At 72.7% G+C, this 14,929-nt stretch carries 12 protein-coding genes; 7 read left to right on the top strand and 5 right to left on the bottom strand.

Annotated elements, in window-relative coordinates:
• Positions 1-44: 44 nt before the first annotated feature.
• A complete protein-coding gene (locus SYYSPA8_RS01280; protein WP_323444990.1) occupies positions 45-785 on the bottom strand; it encodes a DUF1684 domain-containing protein in 741 nt (246 codons plus the stop codon).
• A 344-nt stretch (positions 786-1,129) separates the two neighbouring features.
• Positions 1,130-3,700, bottom strand: coding sequence for a fibronectin type III domain-containing protein (locus SYYSPA8_RS01275; RefSeq protein WP_323444989.1), 2,571 nt, complete (start codon positions 3,698-3,700; stop codon positions 1,130-1,132).
• Between the two features lie 273 nt (positions 3,701-3,973).
• On the opposite strand from SYYSPA8_RS01275, the gene SYYSPA8_RS01270 reads away from it, so the two are divergent.
• On the top strand, positions 3,974-4,540 hold the full coding sequence (locus tag SYYSPA8_RS01270) for a hypothetical protein (protein ID WP_323444988.1): 567 nt from the start codon (positions 3,974-3,976) through the stop codon (positions 4,538-4,540).
• A 73-nt stretch (positions 4,541-4,613) separates the two neighbouring features.
• Here SYYSPA8_RS01270 and SYYSPA8_RS01265 read toward each other — a convergent pair whose 3' ends face one another.
• Entirely contained in the window at positions 4,614-5,579 is a 966-nt protein-coding gene (locus tag SYYSPA8_RS01265) for an FUSC family protein (RefSeq protein ID WP_323444987.1), read from the bottom strand.
• A gap of 240 nt (positions 5,580-5,819) precedes the next feature.
• On the opposite strand from SYYSPA8_RS01265, the gene SYYSPA8_RS01260 reads away from it, so the two are divergent.
• The 4 genes from SYYSPA8_RS01260 to SYYSPA8_RS01245 all read left to right on the top strand — a co-directional run bounded on the left by SYYSPA8_RS01260 (position 5,820) and on the right by SYYSPA8_RS01245 (position 11,138).
• A complete protein-coding gene (locus tag SYYSPA8_RS01260; protein WP_323444986.1) occupies positions 5,820-7,586 on the top strand; it encodes a phosphatidylglycerol lysyltransferase domain-containing protein in 1,767 nt (588 codons plus the stop codon).
• Positions 7,583-8,314 carry a hypothetical protein gene (locus tag SYYSPA8_RS01255; RefSeq protein ID WP_323444985.1) on the top strand — a complete coding sequence of 244 codons (732 nt, stop codon included), beginning with the start codon at positions 7,583-7,585 and terminating at the stop codon, positions 8,312-8,314. Before SYYSPA8_RS01260 ends, SYYSPA8_RS01255 begins: the two co-directional genes overlap by 4 nt.
• Positions 8,315-8,497: 183 nt before the next feature.
• Positions 8,498-10,138 (top strand): APC family permease, encoded by a 1,641-nt coding sequence (locus SYYSPA8_RS01250; RefSeq protein WP_323444984.1) that lies wholly within the window; start codon positions 8,498-8,500, stop codon positions 10,136-10,138.
• A 172-nt stretch (positions 10,139-10,310) separates the two neighbouring features.
• Positions 10,311-11,138, top strand: a complete 828-nt coding sequence (locus SYYSPA8_RS01245) for a DMT family transporter (RefSeq protein WP_323445496.1) — start codon at positions 10,311-10,313, stop codon at positions 11,136-11,138.
• Between the two features lie 28 nt (positions 11,139-11,166).
• On the opposite strand, the gene SYYSPA8_RS01240 is transcribed toward SYYSPA8_RS01245, so the two are convergent.
• The gene (locus tag SYYSPA8_RS01240; RefSeq protein ID WP_323444983.1) at positions 11,167-11,349 is read right to left on the bottom strand and encodes a hypothetical protein; all 183 of its coding nucleotides are present in this window, start codon (positions 11,347-11,349) and stop codon (positions 11,167-11,169) included.
• A gap of 300 nt (positions 11,350-11,649) precedes the next feature.
• Between SYYSPA8_RS01240 and SYYSPA8_RS01235 the strand changes: the two genes are divergently transcribed.
• Entirely contained in the window at positions 11,650-12,219 is a 570-nt protein-coding gene (locus tag SYYSPA8_RS01235; protein ID WP_323444982.1) for a glycoside hydrolase family 25 protein, read from the top strand.
• 221 nt (positions 12,220-12,440) lie between these two features.
• On the opposite strand, the gene SYYSPA8_RS01230 is transcribed toward SYYSPA8_RS01235, so the two are convergent.
• Positions 12,441-14,411 carry a heavy metal translocating P-type ATPase gene (locus SYYSPA8_RS01230; RefSeq protein ID WP_323444981.1) on the bottom strand — a complete coding sequence of 657 codons (1,971 nt, stop codon included), beginning with the start codon at positions 14,409-14,411 and terminating at the stop codon, positions 12,441-12,443.
• Positions 14,412-14,504: 93 nt separating this feature from the next.
• Between SYYSPA8_RS01230 and SYYSPA8_RS01225 the strand changes: the two genes are divergently transcribed.
• Entirely contained in the window at positions 14,505-14,885 is a 381-nt protein-coding gene (locus SYYSPA8_RS01225) for an ArsR/SmtB family transcription factor (protein ID WP_323444980.1), read from the top strand.
• Positions 14,886-14,929 lie beyond the last annotated feature (44 nt).

The raw sequence follows: 14,929 nt of genomic DNA, 5'->3' as shown, positions 1-14,929 counted from the left end.
GAGTGCGCTTTCGTGCGGCGGCTATCGAGGGTGCCGGGAGGGGATCAGTGCTGTGCGGGGACGCCGCCGCGGAAGACGGGACGCTTCTCACCGGCCGCGACGGGCAGGTGGAAACGGTTCTGCCGCGGCGGCATCGGACAGTTGTACTGATCGGAGAATCCGCAGGGCGGCACGAAGGCCCGGTTGAAGTCGAGGCGGACGGTGTCCTGGCCGGTGCGGGTCACGAAGAGGAAGCGACCGGCGCCGTAGGTGGTGTGCCCATTGGTGGGGTCGCCGAAGACCAGCAGCAGGACGCCGTCGTCGTCGAAGGCGCTGAGGGTGTAGTCCCGGCCGTCGACAGTCAGCCGGATGTCGCCGGGAACGACCAGGTCGCGGCTGCCGCCGTTGTCCCGGATGTGCTCGAAGGCGATCTTCCGGGCTCCGGGGACGGGGGTGTACGTGGCGTCCAGCACCCACGCCGGGTCGTAGGGGAAGACCTCGGTGCGTTCGAAGGCGTGGATCGCGGGGGCGTCCGCGTCCCAGAAGCGCAGCCCGCGCTCCGGCCCGCCGGTGACGAGGTCGGTGCGCTCGACGGTGGTGACCGTGACGGTCGCCGGCCGCCCGGCGCGCTCGGCCACCGGGTCGGGGAGCTGCCCGGCGGGGAGCCAGCGGGTCTCGACCAGGGCGAGGTTCCCGGTCGCGGAGGTGACCGCGCGCCGCCGCTCGGCACACCACATCTCCCACTCCCCCACGGGGTCGGGGGTCGGGGGCACGGGAACGGCGGGGTGGGACACGGCAGCACTCATTCACATAGATGTTCGATGGAATCACGCCTAAACGCCACACAGCGTGAGGTTCGACTCAAAGCTTGATCTTTATCTTCCATAAGTCGGACTAATGTCAAGGTGGTGACACATGGCGAGACGGGACGTGAGACGGCGCACGGGGCGGCAGGGGACGCCGGCGGCACGCCGGAACGCGTCGCCCCACCGCCCAACGTCCACTGGCCGGCGGCGACTTGGCAGGAGGCCCGCCTCGGCGCGGGGCAGCCGACCGCGGCCCGCGCCCGTCGGCCGCTGAGACCGTCGCCACACGGTGCGCGGCTCCCGCCCGGCGGGTCGGCAGGTCCGGCACCGGCAGGTCCGGCCGGTCAGTAGTCCTCGGGCGGGGCGACGAGGTCGGGGCCGGGCGGGCCGGTGCCGATGTCGTTCTCGGCGATGACCCGGAAGCGTCCTCCGTCGGCCCTCAGACTCCGCTCCGCGCCGGAGAGGATGGCCGTGGTGTCGTAGGAGTAGATGATCGAGTCGTCGGGGTCCGCCCCGGGTACGTCGACGACGAGACCGTAGAGGAGGCGGCCCGCGTTCCCGTCGCTCTCCGGCGGGTCCCAGGTGAACACGGCGTCGTCGCCCTGGTAGGCGAGGGCGAGGTTCCGGGGGGCGGAGGGGACGGTGGAGCCCGTCCGGACGAATGCCTGGGCGCTGGTCCCGGGGCAGTTCGAGGTGAGCGGCTGGGTGGCGATGACCTTGGCGAGGGTGGGGCCCGTGCCGGCGGCCGCGTACGTGTAGACGCCGCCCGGGGTGATGGTGCCGGGGCTGCCCTCGGCCAGGCTCCAGAACACCGGCCCTTCGCACCAGTTCCTGCGGCTCACCGCGAAGGTGGTGCTCCCGCTCGCGGGCAGCACGCGCGTCGGATCCTCGATGTAGATGCCGGCGAGGGGGCCTTCGGTGCTCCACACGGTGCGGGAGAAGTCGGCGACGGGGACGGAGTACTCCAGGTTGAGTTTCTTGATCCCGCCGGTGACCTCCACCCGGACGCCCACATCGAGACGGGCCCAGGGGTTCTCGGTCGGCGCGGTGACGAACTTCAGGTACGGGACGAACTGGAGGCCGGGTCCGATCGCCCCGTACAGCTCAAAGCTGATCGCGGCGGGCAGGTCCAGCTGTGCCGTGACGCTCGGGGACAGCCGGTCGGCGGTGAGGTCCGCCACCGGGTCGGTGGTGGTGCTCCGGCCGCTCCAGCCGTCCTGGAGGGTGAAGTCGGCGACCGCGCCGATGTGCTGTTCGTAGGTGGCGGTGGCCGTGAACTCCAGGGAGCCGGAGACGGACAGCTGGGCACTGAGGGTGAGGGTGGGGACGATGACGACGGGGACCGGGCCGACCGGGACCGTGATCGCCGCGAGGGGCAGCGAGACGAGAGTGACGGCCTGACTGGAACCGCCGACGGTGCCGGCGACCGTGGTGGTGACGGACGCCTTGACGTCCACCCCGGCGGCGAAGGTCACGTCGGTGACCTCCCCGATGTCCTCCCCCGTGTCCGGGTCACTCTCCCCGGTGGTCCTGACGACGAGGTCCCAGTGCGGGTCGAGGGTGACGGTGCCGCTGACGCTGGTGGACAGACCGGCGAACTCCCGGGTGTTGTCCCCGGGCCTGATCGTCAGCCCGAAGGCCAGATCGTTGCCGACGGTGACCGGCTCGGCCCGTACCCCCGGGTGCAGATAGCCCGGCTCCGCCCCCTCGTCGGTCAGCTCCCCGGCCGCCGACACCTGGGCGTCGGTCAGCACCCGCGACAGGTCGGCGTCGGCGGTGGCCACCACCAGGGCCGTGCCCTGGCGCCGTACCCCGGTCACCGTGCGCAGCAGCCCGTCGGGTGCCTGGGGGCTGGTGTCCGCGACCACGATCTGTCCCGTACGCAGCCCGAGCAGCTGCCGGGTGGGGTCGGTGAACCGCAGCTCGCCGAGTCCCTTCCCGGTGAGGGTGGCCATCGAGGCGGCGGAGAGGACGACGGTACGGGCGGCGACGTCGACCCGGGGGGCGACGGGTTCCTCCGTCCGGGCCGCGGGCCCGGTGCCGACCGCGTTGACGGCGACGACGGACACGGTGTACTCCTCGTCCGGGCTGAGTCCGTCGATCACCGCCTCGGTGATCGGGGCGGCGGTACGGACGGTGGTGCCCCCGGCCGTGACGCGGTAGCCGGTCACCGGGGAGCCCCCGTCGTCCCCGGGCGCGGTCCAGGTCACCCGCAGCGCGCTGTCCCGGCCGCCGTCCGGGCTCGCGGAGACGTCGACGGGCGCGGCGGGCGCGGTGTCGGGCCGGGGCCGGACCCCGCTCCGGTCGGCCGGGGCGCCGGGCCCCGCCTTGTTCACGGCCCGTACGGCGACGGTGTACGCGGTGCCGTTGGCCAGCCCCGTCAGCGCCGCCGACGCCGTGTCCGGGCCGACGGTGACCCGATGGCCGCCCGGGGTGGCGGTGACGGTGAACCCGGTGATCGCAGCGCCGCCGTCGGCAGGAGCGGTCCACTCGACCTCCACCGCCCGGTTCCGCGCGTACACCGCGCCCAGCACCGGCTCCCCCGGCGGCCTGGCCGGCCGGGGCGTGGCCTGCTCGGACGGCTCCGAGAGCAGGGCGCGGCCCCGGCTGACCTCCTGACGGACCGTGAAACGGTACGCCGTCCCGTTGGCCAGCCCCGTCACCCGGGCGGTCCGGGCGTCGGCGGGCACCCGGACGGACGCGCCGCCGGGCGCCGCGGTGACCAGGAAACCCGTGATGACCGGATCGGTGTCCGCCACGAAACTCACATCGGCCGCGCCGTCCCGCGGGAAGACCTGGGTGATCAGCGGCGGCTGGAGAGGAGCGGCGGCCAGGGCGCCGGCGGGCACCGGGGCGACGAGTGCGCCCAGCAGCAGCGCGAGAACGAGCAGAGGACGGGGGAACCGGCAGCGCATGGCCACTCCTCGCGTCGAGCCGCCCGCTGGCGGCTCTCAGGACACCAAAGTAGGAAGCCATCGGCGGAACCGTGGACGGCGCGGCAGGCAAACCCCCTGAAAGTGTCCCCATCGGAACAGCCGTTCGGCCGCTGGTCGACAGGCCGTGCGGAGCCCCGCCGGGAGAGCGGTCCGGCGGGGCGCCACGGAGCCGGCGCGAAGGAAACACCCTGGCGACCGGTCGGCTTGCCGGCGGGGGCAGCGTGGTCGCCGTGGATCCCTTAGCCTCACCTCATGCCTCTCACCGTTGATCAATTGACCGGTTATGTGGAGCGGGATCTGGACAGCGACCTGGCGCGCTGGTTCCCCGACGAGCCGGGGGTCGACATCCCGGCGTCGACCCGCCCGGTCGAACCGTTCCTCGCCCGGCTCCCGCCCGACACCGCGACCGCGTTGGCGGGCTTCGACCGCAGGGTCCGCTCGGGCTCCCTGCCGCGGCGCCTCGACATACACGACTGGTCGTACGCCTTCGACTTCGAGGCCAACGACTGCCGGGTCCTCGACTCCGACTACGAGACGGAGCTGTCCGACGACGATGTGTGGTCCATCGGCGCCGACGGAGGAGGCAACTACTACACCGTGCTCACCAGCGGCCGGGTCGCGGTGTGGTTCCACGAGGAGGAGGCCATCGAGGCCGGGACCCAGTTCGACAACCTCGACGTCTTCGTCTGGTCGCTCGTCCGCTACCACGCCGTCCGCGCCGGCGTCCTCGACCTGGCGGCGGTCGAGGCGGACTTCCGCGCCCTCGGGCAGCCCGGGGTGCTGGCACCGTCGATCGGGCTCCTCGCCTCACTGACCTGATGCCTCTGCCGCCGGAGCGCCGGGGCGCCGGGGATCGAAAGCTCCGGCGGCAGACCTGAGGGCGGGGCGGGGGTCATGGGCGCCCGGGTCGTGTTTCGGGGGGCTGGTCCGGTGGCCAGAGGTGGCGGGAGGCGGCGATGGAGACGAGCGCTCCGGCCAGGACCAGGCCCGCGCGGACGGCCGCCGCGTACCAGGGTGTGGGCCGGTCGAAGTCGGTGATCAGCAGCAGGAACAGGGGGAAGGCGAGGCACCAGTAGAGGTAGTTGGCGGGCCTGAGGGCGTAGGCGAGGGTGCCCGTGACGGCGACCACGGCGGTGACCGCCCAGGGGCCGGGGTGGGTGAGGAGGACGAGGGCGGCGGCGATCCCGCCGAGGGTGTTCCCGGTGATCCGCTGGCGTGCTCTGGTCCAGGTGGCTTCAGGGGTGGGGCGCAGGGAGAGCAGGATCCCGGTGAGGAGCCAGTGCGCCTCGCCGGAGAGCCGGTGCAGGGCCGCCATGACGGCCGAGGCCGTCCCGAGGAGCAGGGCGAGGCGGGCGGCGTGGAGCCAGTCCTGCCGGGTGCGGTCCGGTCTCCGGTACGGGAGCGGGTTCTTCGGGCCGCGGCGGGCCAGGAGGAGTACGGCGCCCCACAGGCTGCCGGCGAGCTGGGGCAGGGCCGGGATGCCGAACCCCTCGACCGGGCCGGTGATGCCGACCAGCACCATGGCCAGCCCGGCCGTGTTCCCCACCCGGGGCAGCACCGCGCCCGCGGCGGAAGCCACGGCGATGGCGGGCACCAGCGCCCAGACGTTCCCGCCGGCGAGGAAGGTGTACAGCCCGGCCACGGTGATCGCCGCCGTACGCGCACCGAGCCGCCGCGTTCGTTCCCGCAGAGCCGCCTCCGCCGGCAGGGGCATCACCACCAACAGCGCCGGAAGGGTCAGCGCGGCACCCGCCGCCGGATGCCCCGCCGCCGTGCCGGCCAGCAACGGCAGGGCCAGAGCGGCCCCGGCCGCGACTCCGGCGGGCCAGTCCGCCGGGGCCTGCGGCCGCCACTCCACACCACCCCACGCCGCCCGCCGTACCCACCCTGGCGGCCAGGGACGGCGACGGCCGCCCGCCGGCCCCCACCGCTCCCGGTCCGCACCCGTCCCCGCGTCATCCCGGCTCCGGTCCACGACCGACAGCGTGACCCGGGCACCGGCCGCCTCCGGCCACCTTGCGCCATCAGCGGCATGTCCACCCGTTCGCCATGCCGTCGTAGCGCGCCCCCGTGCCCCGCACCCTTTATGTTCGCTCCCATGGGGCGTGTCCGACCAGGTCCGCGGCCGGGCCCGGATCGCGGCGAGTGGTCGGGGCGTTCGTACGCATTCGCGGTCTGGTATCTGCGCGTGGTCGCGTTCATCGACTTCCTCAGCGCCGTGTGGATCTCTTTCGGGAACGACATCAGACGGCACAACGACGACGAGTTCTTCACGCCCTATCTGCTGACCCCCGGTTTCTTCTCCGGCCTGTTCTCCCTGTTCCTGGCGATCACCATGCGACGGCGCAAGCGGGCCGCGTGGATCCTCAATCTCGCGCTGAGCGGTCTGGCGCTGGTGCTGACCGCCGTGGCCCTGGGGCTGCCGGTGTACCGGCAGCACGCCCAGAACTGGATCGCGATCCTGCTGACCGCGCTCTTCGTCACAGCCCTGCTCGTGGGACGGCGCGAGTTCTGCGCGAAGGGCGACCGTGCCAACCCGAGGCTGGCGGCGGCGGTGGGCGCGGGCGGACTGCTGGTGGGCTCGCTGCTCGCCGCCGCCATGGTCACGGTGACCAATACCGACCCCGACCCCGGGCGTTCCGACTTTCTGGAGCGCTGGCGCTACGGCGTGTTCCGCATGGTGTCGCTCGCCTACGACGATGTCCGCTTCGAGGGCATCGTCACCCCCGGCTGGGCCAAGGCGCTCATCAACCTGATGAGCACGGCACTGATCCTGCTGGTCCTCTACGCCGCGTTCCGCTCCCGCCGGGCCGTCGACGCGATCACCGAGGACGACGAGGAGCGGCTGCGCGGCCTGCTGGAGCGTCACGGGGAGCGGGACTCCCTCGGTTACTTCGCCCTGCGCCGGGACAAGAGCGTCGTCTGGTCACCGACGGGCAAGTCGGCCGTCACCTACCGCGTGGTCGGCGGGGTCTCGCTCGCGTCGGGCGATCCGATCGGCGACCCGGAGGCATGGCCGGGGGCGATCGACCGCTGGCTGGCCCAGGCCCTGGAGCACGGCTGGACCCCGTCCGTGATCGGGGCGAGCGAGGAGGGCGGCACGGTCTACACCCGGCACGGTCTGAACGCGCTGGAGCTGGGCGACGAGGCCATCGTCGACATCGGCGAGTTCACCCTGGAGGGCCGTGCCATACGAGGTGTCCGCCAGGCGCACCACCGGATCGAACGCGCCGGATACACCGTCGGCATCAGCCGGCACGAGGACCTGTCGCCGCGGGAGATGGCCGAGATGATCGAACTCGCCGACGACTGGCGGGACGGGGCCGTCGAACGTGGTTTCTCCATGGCGCTGGGACGGCTCGGCGACCCGGCGGACGGGCGGTGCGTGATGCTGGTCTGCCGTGACGCCGGCGGGCGGCCGCGTGCCCTGCTGAGCTTCGTCCCCTGGGGCGGCGACGGACTCTCCCTGGACCTGATGCGGCGTGACCGGGAGGCGGACAACGGTTTGTTCGAATTCCTGGTGCTGGAGCTGATCCGGCACGCCGGCGACCTCGGGATCGTGCAGGTGTCGTTGAACTTCGCGATGTTCCGCGCGGTCTTCGAACGCGGCTCCCGGCTCGGCGCCGGCCCGCTGCTGCGGCTGTGGCGCTCGCTGCTGACGTTCTTCTCCCGCTGGTGGCAGATCGAGTCCCTCTACCGTGCCAACGCCAAGTACCGACCCATCTGGGAACCCCGCTTCCTGTTGTACGACCAGAGCACCGACCTGCCGCGGATCGGTCTCGCGAGCGCCCGGGCGGAGGGCTTCCTGGACGTGCCCGGACTGCCGAAGTGGCTGCACCGCGGACATCTGGGCACCCGCCGTTGAGTACGGCCGCCTCGATCGCCCGGCGCGAGTGGGGGCTGCTGTACGCGCCCGTACGGACGGCCCTGGCCACCCAGGGGTGGCGGGCGATCCCCCTGACGCTCACCGCGGCCTGCCTCGTCGTGCTGTTCCAGTCCGTCCAGGACCAGGGCTGGGGCCACGGCTTCGTCCGGGACATCGGTTTCGTCCGGGCCGCGGATCCGCTCTGGCTGGCGCTGCTGCGCACCCCGGCCTCGCTCTTCGTGCCGGCGCTCAGCCTGCCGGTGTGGGGTGCGGTGGCACAGGTGCTGCTGATGTTCGGCATCGCGGAGATCACTCTGGGACGGTGGCGGACCCTCGTCGTCGCCTACGTCTGCACCCTCGCCGGGACGCTCTACGCACGGTTCGGTGTCGCCGTCGGCCCCGACGGTCCGCTCGGGCTGCCCGCCTCGGACGCGCGGATCGTCGACACCGGGCCGTCGGCGGCGGTCGCGGGGCTCGCGGTCTGCGTCTGCGTGAGTCTGAGGGCGTGGTTCACCGGGGCCCTGGTGATCGTGGCGATGGCCGTCGAGGTGATCGTCAAGCCCAATCTGGCCGGCAGGGAACATCTCGTGGCGGTCGGGGCCGCGCTGCTGCTCTGCGCGGTGGCGGCCCTGCGCCGATGCCGGTCCACCGGCGGTGGGGACGATAGTGGGAAGGGCGGTGGGGACGGTGGCGCGGGCAGGTCCGGGACGCCATCGGCCGGAATCTGAGCCCCTGCCGGTGGCGCCCCCGCCGCACCGGGCAGGGAGCGCCGCGGCCCTCCGGACCCGTTCGGAGCAAGTCCCGCCGCGCCGGAGTGGTCGGGCCGTCGCCCGGGAAAAGGAGAACGGAGTCAGCGGACGCGTCGACCCGACCGAGCGTCCTGCCCGCACCGGAGCGAGGTTCCCCGCCAGATGCCGACATCGGCCGCACCCGAGGCGTCCCCGCGACCGGACCTCCGGCGGGACATCGGCACGATCGGGCTCATCTGGACCTCCGTGGGGTCCATCATCGGCTCCGGCTGGCTGTTCGGCGCCCTGTTCGCCGCGCAGGCGGCCGGGACCGCCGCCCTCGTCTCCTGGGCGGTCGGAGCGCTCGCGATCACCGTTCTGGCCTTCGTCCACGCGGAGCTGGGGGCCGCGTATCCGGTCGCCGGGGGCACCGCGCGCTTCCCGCACTACGCCTTCGGCAGCGTGGCCGGGGCCTCCTTCGGCTGGTTCTCCTGGCTCCAGGCCGTCGCCACGGCACCGATCGAGGTGATGGCGTCGCTGAACTACCTCAGCGTGCATGCCACCTGGGTACAGACGGGGGAGAACCGGCTGACCGCCGCCGGATACGGGCTGGCCGTCGCCTTCATGGCCTTCTTCGTCCTCGTCAACTTCTTCGGCATCCGCTGGCTCGCCCACACCAACAGCGTGGCCACCTGGTGGAAGATCGCCATCCCCCTGCTGACCATCGCCGCCCTGGCGGGTACCACCTTCCACGCGGACAACTTCGGCCACCAGGGCTTCGCCCCGTTCGGCGTCGAGGGAGTGCTCTCCGCCATCAGCACCAGCGGCATCATCTTCGCGCTCCTCGGATTCGAACAGGCGGACCAGCTGGCGGGGGAGAGCCGCGACCCGGCACGGGACATCCCCCGGGCGGTGATCGGCTCGATCCTCATCGGCGCGCTCGTCTATCTGGCACTCCAGGTGGTCTTCATCGGAGCCCTGCCCCAGAGCGCCTTCGCCCACGGCTGGGCCGATCTCACCTTCGCCGACAAGGCGGGGCCGTTCGCCGGACTCGCCCTGACCGCCGGACTCGGCTGGCTCGCCGCGCTGATCTACATCGACGCGGTCGTCTCACCGACCGGCACCGGCCTGATCTACACCACCGCTGCCTCCCGGGTCTCCTACGGTCTCTCCCGCAACGGCTATGTCCCCGCGGTGTTCGAACGGACGACGGCACGCGGGGTTCCCTGGTTCAGCCTGCTCTTCACCTTCCTCGTCGGGCTCATCGTCTTCCTGCCCTTCCCCACCTGGCAGAAGCTGGTCGGCTTCGTCACCTCCGCGAGCGTGCTGATGTACGCGGGCGCACCCCTCGCCCTCGGGTGCCTGCGCAAGCAGGACCCCGGCCGGTACCGTCCGTACCGGCTCCCCGGCGGGCTGTTCTGGGCTCCCGTGGCCTTCGTCGTGTCCAATCTGATCATCTACTGGGCCGGCTGGGACACCCTGTGGCGCCTCGGCCTGGCGATCGTCCTCGGCTATCTCCTGCTGGGCGGCTCGGCGCTGCTCGGACTCAACCCGAGGGCCCCGCACCTGGACTGGTGGCCCGCCCAGTGGCTGCCGGTGTATCTGGTGGGCCTGGGGCTGATCTCCTGGCAGGGCGGTTACTGCAGCGGGGGGCCGGCCTCGTCGGTGTCCTGCGGCGCGACCGGCGCCCTGCCCCTGTGGTGGGACATGGCGGTCATCGCCGGGTTCAGTCTGCTGATCTACTTCTGGGCGCACTCCGTTCGGCTCCCGGACGCGGAGACCCAGGAGTACATCGGCTCGGTCGACGTACCGCCCGGCCCCTGACCCGGGACCGCGGACGACCCGGGCATCGCGGTACGGGTGCGCCTGGGCGACCATCTCGCACCGTTGTGCCCGCTTTGGGCATCGCCGTACGGGTGTGCCCCACCGGGTCGTCGGCCCGGCCCCCCGGCTCTCGGCCGGGCTCCGGCCTACAGTCCGTCCCATGCCCTTGGGGATGGTCTGCGCACTCGCTTCGGCCTGCTGCTTCGGCACAGCCTCCGTACTCCAGGCCATCGCCGCACGTGCCGTCGGGACCGGCTCCGGCTCCGGCGTCGACCCCGTGCTGCTGCTGCGCGCCCTGCGCCAGTGGCGCTACGCCGTCGGCCTCGGCCTCGACGGCCTCGGCTTCCTTCTCCAGATCGTCGCCCTGCGGTCGATTCCCCTCTACGCGGTGGGCGCCTCCCTCGCCGCCAGTCTCGCGGTCACCGCCGTGGTCGCCGCCTGGCTCCTCGACGCCCGGCTGACCGCGGCCGAATGGGCGGCGGTGGCCACGGTCTGCGCGGGGCTGGCGATGATCGCGCTCGCCTCCGGACCGGAGGGACACCACGCCGGACCGGCCGCCCTGCGCTGGTCCCTGCTCGGCGCCGTCCTCGTGGTGCTCCTCGCCGGCGCGCTCGCCGGGCGGCTTCCGGGCCGGCCGCGCGCCCTGCTGCTGGGTCTCGGTGCGGGCGCGGGCTTCGGCGTGGTCGAGGTCGCGGTCCGGCTGATCGACTCCCTCACGGTTCCCCGGGTGTTCGGCAACCCCGCCCTCTACGCCCTGGTTCTGGGAGGAGCGGCGGGGTTCCTTCTCCTCACCTCGGCGTTCCAGCGGGGCTCGGTGACCGTGGCGACAGCCGGCATGGTCCTGGCCGAATCGACCGGGCCCGCCCTGGTGGGCATCGTCTGGCTGGGCGACCGTCCCCGCTACGGTCTCCCGTGGCTGGCGTTCGTGGGATTCGTGGCGGCGGTGGCGGGAGCGCTCGCCCTGACGCGATTCGGCGACGCGGCGGCCGACGGGCCATGACACCCCCGGCCCTCCGCCGTGAACGCGTTCAGTCCCCGGCCCCCGCCGGGGCGGGCACCGGGCCGGACGCCGAGCCGGTGCTACTGGGCGGGTGCCCCACGGGCTTGGTGTGACCGGACTCCACGGCGACGGTCAACGCGGCCCCGGACAACACCAGTACGACGGCGAGCCCCGTGAAGCGGTGCATCCCCTGTCCGTCCGCTGTCTTCATGGGTGAATCCCCTTTCGCGGCCCCATGGCTCCGACCCCACAGGAACACTTTCCTCCCGGACTGCGGATCCGTCAGTGAGCGGGGCGGCAGTTGCCCAAGGATTGAGCCGCCCTTGGCCGGGAGCTGGCCTTCCGCTTACCGAAACCGGGCCACACTGGGCAAACGGCCCCGGTGAACTCCGGTGGCCCGGAACAGGGGCGTCCGTGCACCACGACGGGGCCCCACCGGGACTCCGCCCGGTTCGCGCGTGCGCCCGAGGGCGTGCCCACGCGATGCCGCGCGCTGTGAGGAGACAGGCACATGACCGTCATCAAAGGGGTGGACGTCTCCGTCTACCAGCCGACCTATGACGCCAGTGGATACGGTTTCGTCTTCGTCAAGGCCACCGAGGGACACACATGGACCAGTCCGGTCCAGGGCAAGCAGGCGGCGACGGCACGGGCCGCCGGCGCGGTCGTCGGCTTCTACCACTTCCTGTGGCCCGGCCATGTCGCGGAACAGGCCGCGTACTTCGTCCAGCGGTGCGACAGCGTGCCCGGGGACATCCTGGCCTGCGACTGGGAGACCACGAGTGACGGCACGGCCGCCACCTGCGCGGAGAAGGACGCCTTCCTCGCCGAGGTCAAGCGGCTGCGTCCGAAGGGCCGGGTGGTGCTGTACTGCAACACCGACTTCTGGCTCCACCGCGACACCACCTCCCGCTGCGGTGACGGCCTGTGGATCGCCGACATCACCACGGCCGGGCAGCCGCGTATCACCCATCCGTGGACGTTCCACCAGTACAGCTCGGCGGACGGCCTCGACCGGGATGTCGCCGACTTCCCCAGCCATGAGGCCCTCCGCACCTGGGCGACGGCCCTTCTCCCCTGAGCGCCGGAGAGCCGGGGAGCCGGTCCCGGGCGGGCGCGGGCAGCAGCCTCGGGGCAGCCCCGGCGGCGGCGGCCCCGGCGGCGGCCCGGCTCCCTGAGCCGGCCTGATCCACACGACACGACCCAGGGGCGGCGTCCGCGCGGTGGTCGCCGCCCGTGGCGGATGTCCACGGCGTCGCTCCCGCGAGGTGGGCACTCTCTCCGGTCCGCCGGTTCCTCCGTTCAGCCGGTGGTCCCGGCAGGGCGGGGCCAGGCGGCTTCGCGGAGAAGGCGCAGGCCATTGAGGGCGACGACGATCGTGGAGCCTTCGTGACCGGCGACGCCGAGGGGCAGGGGCAGGGTGCCGATCAGGTCCCAGGCGACCAGGACGGTGATGAAGGACCCGGCGATGACGAGGTTCTGGACGACCAGGCGCCGGGCGGTGCGGGCGAGGTGGAGGACGGCGGGGACGGTGGCCAGCTCGTCGCGGACGACGACGGCGTCGGCGGTCTCCAGCGCGAGGTCGGAGCCGGCCTTGCCCAGGGCGATCCCGGAGTGCGCGGCGGCCAGGGCGGGAGCGTCGTTGACGCCGTCACCGATCATCAGCACCCGGCGCCCCTCCGCCGCCCACTGCCGGACGGCGGCGGCCTTGTCCTGCGGCAGCAGCCCGGCGCGGACCTCGGTGATGCCGGCCTCGGCCGCGAGATACCGCGCGGCACGATCGTTGTCGCCGGTCAGCAGCACCGGCGACCGGCCGGTCAGGCGGGTGAGCGCGGCCACCGTCACGGCGGCGTCCGGCCGCAGCCGGTCGGCGACACCGAGGACGCCGACCGGTACCCCGTCACGCAGGACCACGACCGCGGTACGCCCGGTGTCCTCCAGTTCACGGACCGCTTCTTCGGTGCCGGCGCCGACCGCCCGGTCCAGGATGGCGGGTGAACCGACCTGGACGGTGCGGCCGTCGATCACGGCGGTCACGCCCCGGCCGGGTGTGGAGGTGAATCCACCGGCCTTGGCCAGGGGGAGCCCGTGTTCGTGGGCGGCACTCACGATGGCGCGGGCGAGCGGGTGTTCGCTGGGGTGTTCGGCGGCTGCGGCCAGGCCGAGCAGGGTGTCCTCGTCCAGGCCGGCGGTGCGCAGGGGACGGATGTCGGTGACCCGGGGGGTGCCCTCGGTCAGGGTTCCGGTCTTGTCGAGGGCGACGGTGTCGATCTGCGCGAGGCGTTCCATGACGACGGCGGACTTGGCGAGGACGCCGTGGCGTCCGGCGTTGGCGATGGCGGAGAGCAGCGGCGGCATGGTGGAGAGGACCACGGCGCACGGAGAGGCGACGATCATGAAGGTCATCGCGCGGAGCAGGGCCGATGAGAGGTCGTCACCGAGGGCGAGCGGGATACCGAAGACGGCGAGGGTCGCCAGGACCATGCCGATCGAGTAGCGCTGTTCGACCTTCTCGATGAAGAGCTGGGTGGGGGCCTTGGTGGCGGAGGCTTCCTCGACCATCGCCACGATACGGGCGATCACCGAGTCCGCGGGGTCGCGTTCGACGCGTACGCGCAGGGCGCCGGTGCCGTTGACGGTGCCCGCGAAGACCTCGTCCCCGGTTCGCTTGGCGACCGGGAGGGGTTCGCCGGTGATGGTGGCCTGGTCGATGTCGCTCGTTCCCTCGGTGACCTGTCCGTCGGCGCCGACGCGTTCCCCGGGGCGGACCAGGATGGTGTCCCCGACGGCGAGCCGTTCGGCCGGGACGGTCTCCTCGCCGCCGTGGGGCAGCAGCCGGGTCGCGGTGGCGGGCGCGAGGTCGAGCAGCCCGCGCACGGAATCGGCGGTACGGGTGGTGGCGACGGCTTCCAGGGCGCCGGAGGTGGCGAAGATGACGATCAGGAGGGCGCCGTCGAGGACCTGCCCGATCGCGGCGGCCCCGAGGGCGGCCACCACCATCAGCAGGTCCACATCGAGCGTTCTGTCCTTCAGCGCTTTCAGGCCCTCCCAGCCCGGTTCCCAGCCGCCGGTGACGTAGGTGGCGGCCAGCAGCGGAGCCCACAGCCACGCCGGGGCACCGGACAGATACAGCGGAAGGGCGAGCAGGAACAGCGTCAGGGCCGCGAGCGCCCACCGGGCCTCCGGCAGCGCCAGGATCCGGGTGCGGCGCCGTGACGGTACCGGGCCGGCCCCGGCGGACGGCGGGGACTGCCGGTCCAGGACAGAAGACATGACCAACCAACCCTTCGCGGGTGGACGAGGCGACATCTCCACCATACAAGAACACCTGAACAGGTCTTCATGTGTCATGAGTAGAATGGCACGATGGGTCACGAAACCGACAGCAGGAACACCGCCACCCCGCGCGAACGCCTCGACGCGGCCGGGGCCTCCGACGTCGCCGCGACCCTTCAGGCGCTCGCCACACCCTCACGCCTCTACATCCTCGCCCGCCTCAAGGAAGGCCCCTGTCCGGTCGGCGAGCTCGCCGAAGCCGTCGGCATGGAAGCCTCCGCCTGCTCCCACCAGCTCCGCCTCCTGCGCAACCTCGGGCTGGTCTCCGGCGAACGGCACGGCCGCTCCATCGTCTACTCGCTCTACGACAACCACGTCGCCGAGCTTCTGGAGCAGGCCCTCTTCCACGTCGAACACCTGCGGCTCGGCCTCCGCGACTCCCCCGCGACCCCGGCCAAGGCTCAGCGGTAAGCCGTCACGTCACGTCACGTCACCGAACACGCCACCCGCCGGGG

This window comes from Streptomyces yaizuensis (assembly GCF_034961445.1).
Taxonomy (GTDB): domain Bacteria; phylum Actinomycetota; class Actinomycetes; order Streptomycetales; family Streptomycetaceae; genus Streptomyces; species Streptomyces yaizuensis.
Note: the sequence above shows the minus strand (reverse complement) of the source record. Positions and strands in the feature narration are given on the sequence as shown.